Genomic DNA, 17735 nt, shown 5'->3' on the forward strand with positions numbered 1-17735 from the left:
GAGAACTATGCGATTAGAATCACTCGCCTTACATCACGGCTATGAATCTGAACCCACCACCAAGTCGGCTGCCGTTCCGATTTACCAGACAACTTCTTACACTTTTGATAATACTCAGCATGGTGCAGATCTATTTGATCTGAAAGTCCCCGGTAATATTTACACACGTATCATGAACCCAACCAATGACGTGCTGGAAAAACGTCTGGCTGAAATGGAAGGTGGTATTGCTGGTCTGGCGGTAGCATCCGGTATGTCAGCTATTACTTATGCCATTCAGGCTATCGCTGAAGCAGGTGACAACATTGTTAGCAGCACCCAGCTTTACGGCGGCAGCTACAATTTGTTCGCCCATACCTTCCCACGACAAGGTATTACAGTGCGCATGGCATCGTTTGATGACTATGACAAAATCGAAAGCCTGATTGACGATAAAACCAAAGCCTTATTCTGTGAATCTATCGGTAACCCTGCCGGTAATATTGTTGATATACAACGTTGGGCAGAGATTGCTCACCGACATGGTGTGCCATTAATTGTTGATAATACGGTCGCCACACCTTACCTATGTCGTGTCTTTGACCATGGTGCGGATATCGTGGTGCATTCATTAACGAAATATATCGGCGGTCATGGCACAACGGTTGGCGGCATGATTGTCGATTCAGGCCGCTTTGACTGGGTAGCCAATAAAGAACGTTTCCCGATGCTAAACGAACCGGATCCTTCCTACCATGGCGTGATCTACACGGAGGCGTTAGGACCTGCCGCCTATATTGGTCGTTGTCGTGTTATTCCTCTGCGTAATACGGGTTCAGCCTCGTCTCCTCACAGTGCATTTTTATTAATGCAAGGTCTGGAAACCTTAGGCTTGCGTATGGAACGTCACTGTGAGAATGCATTGAAAGTGGCTAACTATTTACAACAGCACCCTAAAGTGGAATGGGTGAACTACGCCGCCTTGGAGAACAGCCCCTATCACGAAGTCTGTCAGAAAATCACCAAAGGTCAGGCCTCAGGCATTCTCAGCTTCGGTATCACTGGTGGCAAAGAAGCGGGTGCCCGCTTTATTGATGCCTTGCAGATGATTTTACGCTTGGTCAATATTGGTGATGCAAAATCACTGGCCTGCCACCCCGCAACCACTACACATCGACAATTAAGTCCGGAAGAGCTGGCAACCGCAGGCGTATCAGAAGACTTAGTGCGGATTTCGGTGGGTATTGAGCATATTGACGATATTATTGCCGACATTGCTCAAGCACTGGAAAAAGCATAAAAACAGTCTTGATTGATCTATCTCAACCTGATCTCACGGTCAGGTTGAGAAGATTCATTTCCTCTACCACCTCCCAAGACTTATAATGGCACCTCTTCAAACTGAGTACGTTCTCCGTGTCATCACCCAATTCCCATCAAAAAACGGCTGAACGTTCACCTCACAAACGTTTACACCCAAGAAATCATCATAATCAGGGGTATGACTTTCCGAGCTTGATAGCGAGCCACCCAACATTAACACCATTTGTTTTTAACAATGCTTTTGGCAATCTGTCTATCGACTATAGCCATGCTGAAGCCGTCAAGCACTTAAATGCAGCTTTATTGACATACCATTATCAAATCCAAGGCTGGGATATCCCCGAAGGAGCTCTCTGCCCACCGATTCCAGGGCGTGTTGACTACATCCATCACATTGCCGATTTATTAGGCGTTTCAGACCAAAATAACAATATCCGCATGCTGGATATCGGTATTGGCGCCAGTGGCATTTATTCACTGCTAGCCAGTCACTGTTATGATTGGCAATGTGTGGGAAGTGATATCAATCAGACCTCGCTGAATAATGTCGCTACCATACTCAATAAAAACAAAACCTTAGAGAGGCTTGTAACACTTCGTCATCAGCCAAACCCACATCAGATATTTGAAGGCATTATCAATCAAGGTGAGATGTTCGATGTCAGCGTATGTAACCCACCTTTCCATGCTTCTGCTGAGGAAGCATCAAAAGCGCATCAACAGAAACAACATAATTTGAAGCTGAAAACCAATACAAACTCACTGAATTTTGGTGGTTCAGCAGCAGAATTATGGTGCAATGGCGGTGAGAAATTGTTTCTCAAAAAGATGATTCGTGAGAGTCAGGTGTTTGCTGAACAATGTCGCTGGTTTACCAGTCTAGTGTCAAAAATTGAAAACCTGACCCCATCAATCAAGTTAATCAAAAAACTGGGCGCCTCAGACATAAAGCAAATAGACATGCATCAAGGTAACAAAATCACACGCATCCTGGCATGGACGTTTCAGTAAAACGGCCAACTGTAGCTAACGAACCTTCACCAGGTTGCGGCCAGCGGCTTTCGCCTGGTACATGGCCTCATCAACTTTGTTTATCGCGTCGTCAACACTATAGGCAGGATCAAGGGATGTCACACCAATAGAGGCCGTAACCTGTAATGTGTTACCTTCTTTATCGTAAATAATTTGCTGTTGTGCAATCATGCTGCGAATGCGCTCGGCAACCCGTTCAGCTTGTTCTAATGTGGTATTGGGCATGCAAATCAGGAACTCTTCTCCACCATAGCGATAAAGCTGATCGTAAGGTCGCAATACCTGCTGTAAACACGCTACTGTTTTAATTAATACGTCATCGCCCACGGAGTGACCATAGTTATCATTCACCTGCTTAAAATGGTCCAGATCAAGCATAGCCAATGCACTGGGTTGCAGGCTTCGCTTTGCCATAGCATGTTCTTTATTTAACTCAGCCTGCATACCGGCACGGGTCTGAGCCCCCGTTAAAGGATCTAAGTTTTGTACCAAGTTGGCGAATTCATGACGTAATGCTTGGAATTGTGTGCGCATTTTTTCCAGGTCATGGTTAAATTCATCAAACATAGTGACTGGTATCGCTTGTTCAGACACAACAAGTTCGATAAGTTGTTTAGCGCTTTTATGCATATTCTCATGGGCATGCCCTAACGACACAAAGGTGGGATGGTCCTGAATCAGCTCGACATGAGATGTGTAGAACCACTCACCAAACTCACACAATTTATAAGCATCGTTTCTTAGATCTTTTTCATCAGGTGGCACGCGAGACACTAAGACTCGTAAAAGATCTTGGTACCATTTCTGATGACTTTCTATCGCTTTATCAATCTCATCAATAACAAAGCGTAATTGTTGGTGAATCACCGCGGCCATGCCTGCCCATCCAAATTGGAAATAAATATGGAGTCATCGATGTTTGACCCTCTTTTGACTATTCCATATTAGTGTTTGCTAAACAAGCCTTATTTGATTTATCCAATCATGACGCGTTTAATGCGTTCAGCCGCTGCTACCAGCAAAGACTCGTCTCGTGTATAGGCAAAACGGCAATGTGACTCTGCTTGATAATGACCAAAATCTAAGCCTGGTGTGATAGCCACACCAGCTTGTTTAAGCAGGAACTGAGATAAGGCCATACTATCGGGTATCTGCTCACTCAGTAGTGCTGAACAATCTGCGTAAAGATAAAAAGCCCCCTGCGGTGTGACGGGTATGGAGAAGCCAATATCTTTTAATAATGGCAGCAAGGTATTGCGGCGTCGCTCGAAAGCCTGGCGACGCTGTTCCAGTATCGATAAAGTATCAGTCTGGAAAGCCGCCAGTGCAGCATATTGCGACATGGTAGCGGGTGCAAGAAACAAGTTCTGGGCTAACTTATCCATCACCTCTGTGTACCCTTCCGGCACCACTAACCAACCCAGGCGCCATCCAGTCATGCCAAAGAATTTGGAAAAGCTGTTCACCACGAAGACTTGATCACTCACTGATAATGCAGTCGGGGCATGAAAACCATCGTAAGTGAGACCATGATAGATTTCATCCACAACCAGATGCCCGGATTTTTTGGCTACAGCTGCTGCTAATCCACTAAGTTCTTGTTGAGTTAATACCGTACCGGTTGGGTTAGATGGCGAAGCGACTAAAGCCATCGCCGTGTTATCATCCCAATATTGTTCAATATGCTGAGCCGTAAGTTGATATTGGTGATTTGCATCAACAGGAATACTGTTGACGCGTCCTTCAACAAATCTGGCAAAGTGTTTATTGCAGGGATAACCGGGATCCGCCAACAAGACTTGCTTCTGTTTCTCGAGTAACGCCCCCATCACTAGAAGTAATGCACCAGACGCGCCTGGCGTAACAATAATACGCTCAGCGTTTACCTTTACCTGATACTGCTGTTCATACCAGCCAGCAATCGCTTCTCTTAATTCAGGTAAACCACATGCGGGTGTGTAATGTGTTTTGCCTTGCTTTAAGGCATTCATTCCAGCTTCGATAATCGGTTGAGGTGTTTCAAAATCAGGCTCACCGACTTCCATATGAATGATATTCTGCCCCGCCGCTTCCAGCTGTTTAGCCTGAGCCAAAATATCCATAACATGGAAAGGAGAAATAGCGTTTGCGCGACTGGCGACTTTTTTGGTCATGCCGTATCCGTTTGAGTTTTAAGGTGAAATAACAGGCGGCTAGTTTAACAAATCCAGATGCTTTAACAGCAGCTATTGAAAAGGCTTGCCAATGCACATACATAGGCGTACTAATCAACTGTTGAAAAAGATAGACAGGTGCGCGTTTCAGTGCCATGCTCTCTGGTTTTTAATCAGACTGATGTCGAAACGAACAGAAAAAGTAATAATTTTTTATTGTTTAATAATCAATTATCAGCACACCTGTAAATCGACGTTGATTTTAATTTTGCACAAGCTGGGCGCATCTGGTATAGATTCGCCCTTGGTTTTAGAAAGTATGAGGTTTCAAGATGGAAAACACTCAAGTCGACACTAAGATTGCTCCTTATCAGGAGAAAGCAGGCGAAGAGTACATGAACGACGCTCAGATTGAGCATTTTCGCCATATTTTAGAAAACTGGAGAGCACAGCTTCGTGCTGAGGTCGACCGTACGGTTCATCATATGCAGGATGAAGCAGCCAACTTCCCTGACCCGAATGATCGTGCTACTCAGGAAGAAGAGTTCACGCTTGAACTTCGCACGCGTGACCGTGAACGTAAATTAATCAAGAAGATTGATGAGTCACTGGTTGATTTGGACAAAGGTGATTACGGTTATTGCGAATCTTGCGGTACTGAAATTGGCATTCGTCGTTTAGAAGCCCGTCCTACAGCAACGCTATGCATTGACTGTAAAACTCTGGATGAAATCAGAGAGAAAAACCGTATCTGATTCGTCTGATATTAAGGCGTTGTTCTAGGCATCAGGATTGATGCTCCAAGACCTCATACGCAAAAAAAAGCCCCGTTAACCGGGGCTTTTTTGTCTCTAGTCTTTTTTAGGTTCATAGGTATAAAGTAAATCTACCCCACTTTCTGTGCCTGACTCGGCTTTTAACGACCATATTTTACTAAGTTGATAACGCAGCTCGACACTACTGACGGAATCGAACACACCAATACCGTAACTCAGATAAAGTTTTGGTGATAAATACTTACCAATGGTCAGTGCTGCATTTTCCTTGCTGTCACCAGTAATAGAAAACTCATCCAGACCAAAGGTATTGGCAATATCATCCCCTATCATCGCCCCATTTTGCAGGCCAATTCCCGTTGCTGCGGAAGCGAGTAAGGCGGCATCGGTTGCACTTGCTTGTTCTATGGGTTTGCCCAAAATCAAATACGATAAAATATTATCCTGACTCATATCTGGGTCAGAGAACAAGGTCGCCTGAGGTGAGCTGACATTACCTTCGATGTATAAACCAGCGGTGACCTCTTTTCCTTGCCTGACGGCTTTAATATCCAGTTCAGGATTATCAATGGGACCAGAAAAGCGGATTTTGCCATTATCCACTTTTAACAACTGACCATAAGCGACATAACTGCCGTCTTTAATCGTAATCTGACCATTGCCGATTAATACATCACTCGGATTACCTGAAACGTGCAGATCGCCAGTTAATCGTCCTTGGAAACCCAACGCTTTTAGCTGAACCCTATCTCCCAGACTGACGGTGAGATCTACCTGCGTTTGTGATTCGGGCTGCTCTTCTGTGGTGTTATTTGAAATAACACGGACATCCGCACTCGGGCTCACTGATGAATTAAACCGGGTGGGTTCAATTAATGCTCTTGGAATAGCCACTTTACCGGTAACCTTGGTCAGCTCGGGGGTAACCAGAATAGTCATATCAGGTTCAGCAATGACTAACGCTTCGGGGGTATTCATCACTTCCAGTTGCTTACCACTGACGTTCGCCTTGAGCTCCCAACCGGTTTCATTTAAGGCATAGCTACCGGTAGCATTCAGTTTACCTTCACCTGAATCGGCCGTTAATGTCATATCCACCTTATTCAGATTACCGTTAATCTCAGCCTGAATATTCTTTAATAGGATGCCGGCATCAATAATACTGACCTCACCCTGTTCTAACTGTGCCTTACCTAAAATTTCAGGCTGAGCAATGGTGCCGCCGATATCGATATTGAGCTTAAACTTTCCCTTAAGCCCTTCTATCGCCGGATGCGTTAATTGCAGAGCAGCCAGGCTTTCTATATTCGTTCTTACTTCACCTGTTAAAGCTGCCTGGCTGGCATCAGCCATTAAGACATCGATACTTGCCGTTTCAACATGGGCGTTGATAGCGGACACACCATCGATTTGCGGCTCCAGATTAAGTGTTGCTGTGGTGTGCGTTTTATCTAATTGGTACTCAATAAAAGTATTTTTCAATACAATAGCTTGTTTCTGATTGAGCTCAGACTGATTCAGTTGAACAGAGGCATTTTCCAGTTGAATTTTGCCATTCCCGGTTATGACATTATGGTTATCTCCTGCGAGTGCAAACTGCCCTTTGAGCTGGCCTTTTATTTGCTCTAACTCAGCAGAAAATTGTTCAAATAAACTCAATGGTAATTCTGCAAAGTCACCTGAGGTTTGCCATTGATCCTGAGAGTGACTGGCTGCAATACATAAATTGCCTTTCTCAGACTGCCAGCAATGACGAGGAATATCTTGCTGTTTCGCATTCAGCATTAACTTGCCTTGTTGAGTCAGATGCCAAACACCTGCCTGGTCATTACCAAAGTCAAACTGGCGGAATTGTCCTGTCCAAGTGGATTGATTTAGCTGCCCATCAGCAGCGACATCAATATTTATCGCTTTCGATGCCAGGTTCAGTTGTATCTGATGTGATTGCTGTTTCCCCGTGACATCAAGATCAACCCGATCAATCAACAGCTCTGATAAGGTCAGTCCTGTGAGCGTAACGCGGCTATCAATATTGGCATTCGCTTGCAGAGTGAAGTCAATATCCCCATTAATAGCTTCGACTTTTGTCGTATCAAAAGCTAACGACTTTCCGTCAACATTAGCAAGAATACGTGGTTGCTCAAGACTGCCTGTCAAACTGCCTGAGCCATTAAGACGTCCTTTCAGGGTCGGGTAAAAATCTTGTAAGTCAGGTGAGTTCAGTGTCCAGTTAACGTTCATCAGATCTTGCTGAAGCTTTCCTTTCACTGAAAGTGTGGATTCTGCCGATCTCGCAGAAAAATGTTCAATCAACACATCGTTGGCCTTAGAGCTGAGTTTTGCTTCAATAGCCAAAGGTTTCTGTCTTAAAGAACCTGATAATTCTAAAGTATCCAGTACCACATTCAGCTGATTATCTGTTTGACTAACGATAAGTGGTGCCTGACCAGATAACGATCCAGGCCATTCTGGCAAAATAATGCCCGGATTAAATTGATTTACCGTCAAATGACCATCCACTAGTGATTCACCAGCCCAGGCGAGTCTGCCCTGATAATCAATTTCGCCTTTACCTAATTGAATATGTAACTGACTTTGCTCAAAACCAATATCTGTTTTGCCATCACCGCTGGCATTGATTGTCATCGCGACATCATTCACCGTTAGATCGGTTTCTGAGCGTAACGTCATTGTGTCGGTATTGCCCAACAAGCTTAACTGGCCTTGTTTTATATAAACGGCCACTTCAGATAATGATGCTGGCAGTCTTAAATGCTGCCAATTTGCAGCGAGATCATAATTTATCGGACTTGATGACCAGTCAACTTGGCCGTGAGTAGTTATCTTACCGTCAAAGCCGTCAATATTCAGTTGCTTGAGCGAGGCGGATGTGTCATTTCCCTGTATCATAGCCATCAGTGTTACAGGTGCATTTTCATAGGTCACTACAGTGTTAATACTGGCCTGATAATCCTTCATCGACCCTGTGATATTGACTTCTCCATGCTCGCTTTTGACCAGAACCTTATCCCCTTGTAATGGCCACTGTAGTTGCTGCCATAGGGCCTTAAGATCAAAGGCTATGTCAGGGGTGTCCGTATTGACCTTGCCTGACAGCGTGATTATTTTTTCGTTATCTGGCTGTGCTTTTGCTTGAATATACCATTCAGCCATATCTTCACTGTCAGCACTCACATCAATATCGATAGCCGGTATATCCGCTCGTTTCACCGTCGCTTGCAGCGAACTTTTCAGCCTTGTCAGCGTACCTTCGGCGTGTAGGTTGACATTATCAAGCTGCAATTCCTGTTCAGGCACCAGCTTACTGACATCAATGGCTTGTGCTGATGTTGTCAAAATCCAGCTCAGAGAAGAGGTCAGATCATTAACGACCAGTGTTTGTTCTGATCTGAGTGGTTGCTGAATCTGTTGAGTCAGTACAAGTTGCTGTTGGTTACCCGTTATTTGACCGTTTATCGTCAACTTTTCAGGCAAAACCTTCAACAAATCGACATGGTAATTCAGATTAACAGCATGCCGACCAGCTAAGCCAATACGACCATCAAGCTGGAACTGCCCATCTTGCTGCGATAGCGATAAGGTCTGTATCACCAATTCATCAGATATCGTTTCTGCTTTGAGTTGAGCCTCTTCAACTAAGGTCGTTTTTGCTGAGGCATTATCTAACGTCACATCTCGGATGATAAGTTGGTCCAGCGTGATTCGAACTGGTAAGACAATATCCGGTAAGATAATCTCAGCATTTACATCACTGGCTTTCTCAACCTGCTCAACCGGGCTTATCGTTATCCCCTGGACAGCTAATCGTTGGATATGTAAATGGCGCTTAACTAATTCAGCAGGCCTCCAACTAAATTGCAGTTGTTCAATAGCAATAGCTGTTGCCTGTTCTGGCTGATACTCAATATCTGACAAAACAAGCTCGCCAAATAATTCGCCTTTGGCTTCACCCACTTTTAAAGCCGGAACCATTTTGTTAACGATATTGAGTGTAGTATTCAGACCCGACTGGGTGGTGAGCAACCAGACCATCCCTGCAAGGAAAGCCACAAAGACAAAAATGATGGCGAAAACAATTTTCTTGCGCATGATTATAAATCCGGCCCAATCACAATATGCAGAGCAATCGGTTCATCTTTCTCTGACAGGCCTTTCGCCAAATCAACCCGAATCAATCCTACTGGGGAGCGCCAGCGAATACCGACACCCAGACTATATTCAATGGGATCACTAAAACTATTAAACGCATTACCAAAATCAGAAAAAACAGCCGCCCCCCAATCCTTTAGAAACATATGCTCAAGTTCGACACTACCCACAGCCAGATAGCGTCCACCAACCACATCACCTTCTGAATTCTCAGGCCCCAGTGACTGGTAATCGAACCCTCTGATACTGTTGTCACCGCCAGTAAAGAAACGTAGAGAGCTGGGTAATCGTTCAAAGTCACTCACTTCGGTTGCCCCAATTGAGCCCCGGGTGATAAAGCGACTGTTCTCACCAAAAGCCTGAATCAGTTTGCCTCTGACCACAATCTGACCAAAGGTAATATCAGATAATAATGATTCAGATGCACCAGAGAGTGTCAGGGATAAACGCGCACCATGTTTTGTATAAATGGTATTGTCAGCCCAGGTACGGCTCCAGGATATGCCGGGAATAAGTAAAAAAGTCGACTCACTTTCATCGGAAATATCAAAATCTTCTTGTAAGAATTTAATTGAGCCGGTTTCATCCCAGCCCCATCTTTCACGTTTATAGTAGCTACCAACCGCAAAGGATTCACTTTCACTGGTGTCGGTATCTTGCTGTTTATATTCTGTATTGAAGCCAACAGTATTAATCGTTTCACTCCAGAATGGCATCACATAATCTGCACTTAATGTATTGGTGACTTGGGATAAACGTGCATCGGCTTGTAATCGGTGTCCACGTTTATTCACATAACGATTTTCCCAGCCAAGACTTAATCTTGCTCCAGTATCAGTGCCATAACCAAGACCAGCCGTATACAATTGTTTTGGTTTTTCTTCCAATGAGATATCGATGGGTACTTGTCCATCTTGTCTTTCAGCGCGCTGGGTACGAACTGACACAGAATCAAAGTAACCACTATTAGTGAGATTTTTTCTCAGTGTTAATGCTTTGTTATCCAAATAGGGTTCACCTTCCTTATAAGGTAATAACCTGTCTAATAATGGCTCGCCAACAACGGTATCCGGGAATAAGGTCTTACCAAAGCGATAACGCACACCAGAGTCATAATGCAGATAAACATTGGCGATATGATTTGGTACATCGACTTCAACTGATGCTTGGGTCAACTTTCCATCAAAATAGCCCCGGCTCATAGCCAAGGTTAATATTGATTTTTTCGCGGCTTCATACTGTTGGTGATTGAGTTGCTGATCTTTTTGAAGTGGGAACGCTTTCTTTAGTTTTATAAACTCTGCATCCTCTGCAGCTTCGCCATTAAACGCGATGTCAACCAATGCCAGCTTAACCGGTTCACCTAAATCGATGGTGTAAGTAGCTTGCCAATTGTCTTTATCGAGCGAGAGTTCACTGCTGATTTCTGGCTGGTAATAACCAAATACAGTTAACATCGTGCGTAATTCTTCAGGTGCCGATTTATGTAATTTTTCCAGATAACGTTTATTCAGGCGTTCACTTTCTTTTTGTTTTTCGATAGAGAGCCCGTTGAGCAGGGTCTTTGCCATTGAAGCATCCACACCATTGATTTTTACAGTTAATTTAATGGGATCAGCAAGAAGTACTGAACTGAAGAACAGTAAGAAAATAAAGAATAGTCTGTGAATAAAGGCTATTGCAGGCAAAGTAATCTCGTGCTGGAAGTAAAAATGATGGACAACTATTATGACAGCAATAATTGCTTGTCATTCACTAACAAAGAGGTGTTTTATTTATTTTGGATAAATTTTTGACGGTAAACACTTGGTGCGCAACCGAAGAAACCAGTGAATCGACGACTAAAGTGGCTCAGGTCACTAAAACCAAAACTATAACAGGCATCGGTCACACTTTTGCCGGACTGAATTGCCTCAGCAGCGGCTTTTAAACGAATTTGTTGTTGAAACTCACCCGGCGTACAACCCAACTGCTTTTTAAACTCAACGTATAAACGGCTGCGACTCATACACGCTTTACGGCATAGCTGGTCAACATCCAGTGGATTGGCGATATTTTGCTCAAGATAGTGAATCGCTGCGGTGACACCTGTAGCATCTGGGGACTGTTGACAATAACTTAATAAAACATCACGCCCCTGCTCCCTGAGCAGTCTGATCACTAACTCTGTCACACTCAGATCCAACATGATTTCTTTGTCTGGATCGTTACGTGTATATAAGGAAACCATTTTTTCCAGCAAATACTGGGTATCACCTGTGTGATGCTTATGGATGATTTTAGGTTGATATTCCCATTCGTGATTCGGGGCATCCAGCACAATAAGATCACGCATTCGTTCGGACAACCGTTCAATTCTGTCTTTGGATATTTCAATGGTCAGACAGGTGGTTGGTGCAGTCTCATTGGCATCAGGAAAATCAATTTCTACGTGTTCACCTGGCGGGACAACATAAGATTCATGCGGAAGAAAAAGTTCGCCATCGTTATTGTGCGGACTATGCATGACTTTGCGTCCACTCACCATGCCACAGTAGAGTAATTGTTGTGCTTCAAGGCCCACTCTGCTGGCTGCGCGATACGTGTCATAAATGCTCAGTTCTGACTCCGGGCCAGCGAACTGAACTTTATTTTCCGTCAATAATTGTCGTTTTTCACGCCGTTTTACCAGCGAGAGTTTCTCAATTTTCATTAGGATATCTTATACCAAATTACAAAATATTTTTGGAATGGTTCTGGACTCTCAGTCAAGTGATTGAGATTTTCAGTCAAACACACTTGCCAGTCATGGAATTATCCTGTATCTTTATGTTCATACTATAACCATAAGCAAAGAGAGAAAGACTATGATCTATGCAAAACCCGGTACTGAAGGCGCTGTCGTCAGTTTTGAATCGCGTTATGAAAACTTTATTGGGGGCAAATGGGTTGCGCCCGTAAAAGGTCAATATTTTACGAATACCACACCTGTAACAGGTGAAGTCATCTGTGAGATTCCAGAATCGACTGCAGAAGATATTGATTTGGCATTAGATGCTGCGCATGCAGCGAAAGATGCCTGGGGGAAAACGTCTGTTCAACAACGTTCCAACATTCTGTTAAAAATCGCCGATCGCATTGAAGAAAACCTTGAAATGCTCGCCGTGGCTGAAACCTGGGACAACGGTAAAGCTGTCCGTGAAACACTAAATGCTGATATTCCACTCGCCGCTGATCACTTCCGTTATTTTGCCGGCTGTATTCGTGCTCAAGAAGGCACCATGGGGGAAATCGACGAAACGACCGTGGCCTATCACTTCCACGAACCTCTGGGTGTGGTTGGTCAAATTATTCCGTGGAACTTCCCACTGTTAATGGCTGCATGGAAACTGGCGCCAGCATTAGCTGCTGGCAACTGCATCGTCATGAAACCAGCAGAATCAACCCCTGTTTCCATTCTTAAATTGATGGAAGTGATTGGTGATTTATTACCTCCAGGCGTACTGAATATCGTTAACGGTATGGGCCGCGTTGCTGGTGAAGCATTAGCTTCAAGCACACGTATTGCCAAAATTGCTTTCACAGGTTCAACACCGGTTGGCTCGCATATCATGAAACGTGCAGCGGAAAACATTATTCCATCAACAACTGAATTAGGTGGTAAATCACCGAACATCTTCTTCGAAGATATTATGCAGCAAGAAGAAGACTACATTAATAAGTGTGCTGAAGGTTTAGTACTGGCCTTCTTTAACCAGGGTGAAGTCTGCACATGCCCATCTCGTGCTGTTATTCAAGAAAGCATCTATGACGATTTCATCAAGATTGTTATGGATCGTGCTAAGAAGATTAAGCGTGGTAATCCATTAGATACTGAAGTTCAGGTCGGTGCTCAGGCTTCACAAATGCAATTTGATAAGATTCTGAGCTATGTAGATATTGGTCGTCAGGAAGGCGCTGAAGTATTAATGGGTGGCGCTGTAGAGCAACTGGGTGCCGAATTTGAGAATGGCTACTACATCCAGCCTACATTGATGAAAGGCCACAACAAGATGCGTATCTTCCAGGAAGAAATCTTTGGCCCGGTTGTCTCTGTGACCACATTCAAAGATGAAGCGGAAGCACTAGAAATCGCTAACGACACAGAGTTTGGTCTTGGTGCAGGTTTATGGACCCGAGATATGAATCTGGCTTATCGCATGGGGCGTGGCATCCAGGCGGGTCGTGTATGGACTAACTGCTACCACATGTACCCTGCTCACGCGGCATTCGGTGGTTATAAAAAATCTGGCGTTGGTCGTGAAACCCACAAAATGGTGCTTGAGCATTATCAACAAACGAAAAACTTGTTGGTTAGCTACAGCACCAGCCCGCTCGGTTTCTTCTAGAAGCCTTACCACTCCCAAAAACTCTCCCTCGATAAATATTGAGGGAGAGTTTTTTATGTCTGCTTAACACACATTGATAATCATTGTATTGTGTTAATTTAGCTAAAGAATACTTATAAAGGTGTCGCATATGGCTCAAGATAATATCGAATCAACCTTACATGAAGACCGTCAGTTTCCACCCAGTGAAGCCTTTCTAAAAACGGCATCATTACTTTCAGAACAACTTGATGCGTTATACAAAAAAGCGGAACAGGATCATGAAACCTTCTGGGCTGACATAGCAAGACAGGAAATTGATTGGAAACAAGCTTTTACTCAAACACTGGACGACAGTAATGCACCTCATTACCGCTGGTTTGCCGATGGCAAACTTAATGTCTCCTATAACTGCCTTGATCGTCAGCTTGAAAAAAATGCCGAAAAAACGGCGGTTATTTTTGAGGGTGAAAAAGGTGATGTAGAACATATCAGTTATCGCGAACTCCACCGTCGCGTGAGTATCTTTGCCAATGCATTGAAAGCACAAGGTATTGGTAAAGGTGACCGCGTCATTATCTACATGCCAATGATCACTGAAGCTGTAATCGCTATGCAGGCTTGCGCACGTATTGGCGCCATTCACTCCGTGGTGTTCGGTGGCTTTTCTGCGTCATCATTAAAAGACCGCATCGAAGATACCCAAGCGAAATTGGTCATCACAGCGGATGGTGGTTTCCGTGGTGGTAAAACAGTTGAACTGAAAAAAACAGCCGATCAAGCCTTAGCATCAGGCTGTGACACTGTTGAAAAAGTCATTGTCTACCAAAGAACAAAACATGACGTTTCCATGCAAGCAGGCAGAGATATCTGGTGGTCAGATGCTATCGCAGACCAACCTGCTGAGTGTGAACCGGAATGGATGGATGCGGCAGATCCATTGTTTCTTCTCTACACGTCAGGCTCTACAGGTAAACCTAAAGGTATTCAACATAGCTGTGGTGGCTACCTATTAAATGCGATCACCACGATGCGCTGGGTCTTTGATATCCAGGACTCAGATGTTTTCTGGTGCACGGCAGATGTAGGCTGGATTACAGGCCACACTTATGTCGCGTATGGCCCGCTTGCCACCGGCGCAACACAAGTTATCTATGAAGGTGTTCCTACTGTGCCTGATGCCGGCCGTTTCTGGGATATCTGTCAACGTCATGGCGTCACTATATTCTACACAGCCCCCACCGCTATTCGTGCATTAATGAAAGTGGGTGATGACATTCCAAAAAGCTATGATTTATCAAAACTACGCTTATTGGGTACAGTCGGCGAACCCATCAATCCTGAAGCCTGGATGTGGTATTACAACGTTATTGGTCAAGGGCGTTGCCCGATTGTTGATACCTGGTGGCAGACAGAAACCGGCGCGCATATGATTGCACCTATACCAGGTGTCACTCATGCAAAACCAGGCTCTTGTACTCGTCCTCTTCCAGGTATTGATGCCGCTATCGTCAATGATGAAGGCGAAGAAATTACCACTGCCAATCAGGGTGGCTATCTGGTGATCCGTAAACCATGGCCATCGATGATTCAAACCATCTGGGGCGATGATCAGCGCTATAAAGATACCTACTGGCCTTATTTCGGTGGTAAGTATTACTTAGCCGGTGATAGCGCCAGACGAGATAATAACGGCTTTTTCTGGATCATGGGCCGTATTGATGACGTACTGAATGTATCTGGTCACCGCCTGGGTACCATGGAAATTGAATCTGCCCTTGTTGCTCATCCGCGTGTGGCAGAAGCTGCCGTAGTTGGTCGTCCTCATGATGTGAAAGGTGAAGCTGTATTTGCCTACGTTGTGTTAAAAGGAGATCGTCCTGAAGGTGGTGAGGATAAAGAGCTGACAAAAGAACTGCGTAATTGGGTCGGTGAACAAATTGGCCCTATCGCTAAACCAGATGATATTCGTTATTCAGATAATTTACCTAAGACCCGCTCAGGTAAAATCATGCGTCGTTTACTTCGTACTATTGCCAAAGGTGAAGAAATTACGCAAGACACCTCCACTCTGGAAAATGAGTCTATCCTGTTACAACTGCAAGGTAAGGCTTGATGGCACAACAGGACGCTCGTTCTGAGTCTCAGCGATTAGATAAATGGTTATGGGCCGCGCGTTTTTATAAAACGCGTGGTCTCGCCGTTGAAGCCATCTCAGGTGGCAAAGTCCACGTCAATGGACAACGTGTTAAACCCAGTCGAACAGTTCGTATTGAAGACACGCTGACCATTTCCAAACCACCCTATGAATTTGAAGTGATTATTCAGGGGTTAAATCTGCAACGTCGCCCCGCTTCCGAAGCGGAACAGCTTTATGAAGAAACACCTCAAAGCCGTGATAAACGCGAATTATTGCGTGAACAAATAAAAAACGAACCGTTGGGTTTCCGACAACAGAAAGGTCGGCCCAGTAAACGTGATCGTCGTAATATCATCAAATTTACCCGTGACTCTTGATAGTTATGTCAGAACAAGACTTCATCCTTAGCTCGATAATAAAAACACAGAAAGATGTGTTTAAATTAGCGATAGAAATGCAAAAAAGAGCGTCTGAAGTCGGGTTTGACTGGCCCAATCCTGATGGCGTATTAGACAAAATCCATGAAGAAATTGATGAGCTAGGTCAGGAAATCAAACATCATTCTGACAAATCAGTGCTTTTAGCTGAACTAGGTGACATCTTATTTGCCTGCTGTAACCTGGCAAGACATTTGGATATTGATCCTGCAGAAGCACTCAACAGTAGCAACACCAAGTTTTACCGACGCTTTAATTATGTGGAAACAGCGGTTACAGCTCAGGGTAAACAGTTTGAAGATTTTTCGCTGGAAGAGTTAGATAGTCTATGGAACTCAGCTAAACAATTAGAGCGATCTGAAGATTAAGACTAGCCGCCCGTGACGCTCATATGCCGAAAAATAATTGGCTGAGCCTTGATATCAAAATCATGACCTTTCGGTTTAATGTCCATGGAATCAACAATCGCCTGTTTCAATGCCTGCATATCGCCAGGATACCGCCGTATGACTTCACGTAAATCCATGGAGTGCTCCTGCCCCAAACACAGCAGCAAACGACCTTCTGTCGTCACCCTGACACGATTACAGCTATCACAGAAGTTATGACTGTGTGGTGAGATAAAACCAATTTTGCTTGTCGTGCCAGCTACCTGATAATAACGTGATGGACCGCCAGTAGAAGCGATACTGGCTTGTAAATCAAATACGGTTTTTAACGTGGCTAATACCTCATCGCTGGAACAATAACTCTCTTCACGAGCATGCGAGACATGACCTAAAGGCATTTCTTCAATGTAGGAAATATCCAGATCGTTATCAATAGCAAACTGGGCTAAATCAATGATTTCATCTTCATTGCGCCCTTTCATGATGACAGCGTTTAATTTAATACGTTTGAAGTTGGCTTTTTTTGCTGCGGCGATGCCCGTCAGAACCGTGTCCAGATCACCAGTTCTTGTTAATGCCTTAAATTTTTCAGCATTTAAAGAGTCAAGACTGATATTGATACGATCTAAGCCCGAATCGGCTAAGGTCTGGGCATACTTTTCCAGCTTGGAGCCATTGGTGGTTAATGTCAGCTCTTTAAGCGAGGTCGAAGCTTTAAGCTGACCTAGTTCATTAAAGAGCCAATCCACATCACGTCTTACCAGCGGTTCACCACCGGTAATACGTACTTTTTCCACACCAAGTTCACAGAAAGCGCGCAACAGAAAAACGATTTCTTCCAGGCTAAGCAATTGTTGCCGAGGCATGAAAGTCATTTCTTCATCCATGCAATACACACAACGAAAGTCACATCTATCCGTAATAGACATACGCACATACGTCACCTTACGTCCAAAGCGATCAATCAATTGTGTGGGTAATTTAGCCATG

General features: G+C 44.2%; 13 protein-coding genes. 7 read left to right on the top strand and 6 right to left on the bottom strand.

Features of this window, described 5'->3' with window-relative positions; genetic code table 11:
• Window positions 1–7: 7 nt before the first annotated feature.
• Window positions 8–1279, top strand: a complete 1272-nt coding sequence (locus AC13DA_RS12380) for an O-acetylhomoserine aminocarboxypropyltransferase/cysteine synthase family protein (protein WP_482945955.1) — start codon at window positions 8–10, stop codon at window positions 1277–1279.
• Window positions 1280–1395: 116 nt separating this feature from the next.
• A complete protein-coding gene (rlmF, locus tag AC13DA_RS12385) occupies window positions 1396–2313 on the top strand; it encodes a 23S rRNA (adenine(1618)-N(6))-methyltransferase RlmF (RefSeq protein WP_284451990.1) in 918 nt (305 codons plus the stop codon).
• Window positions 2314–2328: 15 nt separating this feature from the next.
• Here the strand turns inward: rlmF and AC13DA_RS12390 are convergent, their stop codons facing one another.
• Both AC13DA_RS12390 and AC13DA_RS12395 read right to left on the bottom strand, forming a co-directional pair.
• On the bottom strand, window positions 2329–3210 hold the full coding sequence (locus AC13DA_RS12390) for a diguanylate cyclase (protein WP_284451991.1): 882 nt from the start codon (window positions 3208–3210) through the stop codon (window positions 2329–2331).
• Window positions 3211–3308: 98 nt separating this feature from the next.
• Window positions 3309–4487, bottom strand: coding sequence for a pyridoxal phosphate-dependent aminotransferase (locus AC13DA_RS12395; protein WP_007145365.1), 1179 nt, complete (start codon window positions 4485–4487; stop codon window positions 3309–3311).
• Between the two features lie 332 nt (window positions 4488–4819).
• On the opposite strand from AC13DA_RS12395, the gene dksA reads away from it, so the two are divergent.
• On the top strand, window positions 4820–5242 hold the full coding sequence (gene dksA, locus AC13DA_RS12400) for an RNA polymerase-binding protein DksA (RefSeq protein ID WP_007145366.1): 423 nt from the start codon (window positions 4820–4822) through the stop codon (window positions 5240–5242).
• Between the two features lie 96 nt (window positions 5243–5338).
• On the opposite strand, the gene AC13DA_RS12405 is transcribed toward dksA, so the two are convergent.
• The 3 genes from AC13DA_RS12405 to AC13DA_RS12415 form a co-directional block, all read right to left on the bottom strand.
• A complete protein-coding gene (locus tag AC13DA_RS12405; protein WP_284451992.1) occupies window positions 5339–9373 on the bottom strand; it encodes a translocation/assembly module TamB domain-containing protein in 4035 nt (1344 codons plus the stop codon).
• 2 nt (window positions 9374–9375) lie between these two features.
• Window positions 9376–11121, bottom strand: coding sequence for an autotransporter assembly complex protein TamA (locus AC13DA_RS12410; RefSeq protein WP_284451993.1), 1746 nt, complete (start codon window positions 11119–11121; stop codon window positions 9376–9378).
• 83 nt (window positions 11122–11204) lie between these two features.
• Window positions 11205–12125: an AraC family transcriptional regulator gene (locus tag AC13DA_RS12415; RefSeq protein ID WP_007145369.1), complete on the bottom strand. Its 921-nt coding sequence runs from the start codon at window positions 12123–12125 to the stop codon at window positions 11205–11207.
• A 154-nt stretch (window positions 12126–12279) separates the two neighbouring features.
• On the opposite strand from AC13DA_RS12415, the gene exaC reads away from it, so the two are divergent.
• From exaC to AC13DA_RS12435, 4 genes are all read left to right on the top strand, one after another.
• Window positions 12280–13800, top strand: a complete 1521-nt coding sequence (gene exaC / locus AC13DA_RS12420) for an acetaldehyde dehydrogenase ExaC (RefSeq protein ID WP_007145370.1) — start codon at window positions 12280–12282, stop codon at window positions 13798–13800.
• Between the two features lie 130 nt (window positions 13801–13930).
• Window positions 13931–15895 carry an acetate--CoA ligase gene (gene acs / locus AC13DA_RS12425; protein ID WP_284451994.1) on the top strand — a complete coding sequence of 655 codons (1965 nt, stop codon included), beginning with the start codon at window positions 13931–13933 and terminating at the stop codon, window positions 15893–15895.
• Window positions 15895–16296: an RNA-binding S4 domain-containing protein gene (locus tag AC13DA_RS12430; protein WP_284451995.1), complete on the top strand. Its 402-nt coding sequence runs from the start codon at window positions 15895–15897 to the stop codon at window positions 16294–16296. The genes acs and AC13DA_RS12430 overlap by 1 nt, the downstream gene beginning before the upstream one ends.
• A gap of 5 nt (window positions 16297–16301) precedes the next feature.
• Window positions 16302–16724, top strand: coding sequence for a MazG nucleotide pyrophosphohydrolase domain-containing protein (locus AC13DA_RS12435; RefSeq protein ID WP_284451996.1), 423 nt, complete (start codon window positions 16302–16304; stop codon window positions 16722–16724).
• Window positions 16725–16726: 2 nt separating this feature from the next.
• Here the strand turns inward: AC13DA_RS12435 and moaA are convergent, their stop codons facing one another.
• Window positions 16727–17734, bottom strand: coding sequence for a GTP 3',8-cyclase MoaA (gene moaA / locus AC13DA_RS12440; protein ID WP_273181661.1), 1008 nt, complete (start codon window positions 17732–17734; stop codon window positions 16727–16729).
• Between the last annotated feature and the right edge of the window lies 1 nt (window position 17735).

This window comes from Methylophaga sp. F-2 (assembly GCF_056859315.1).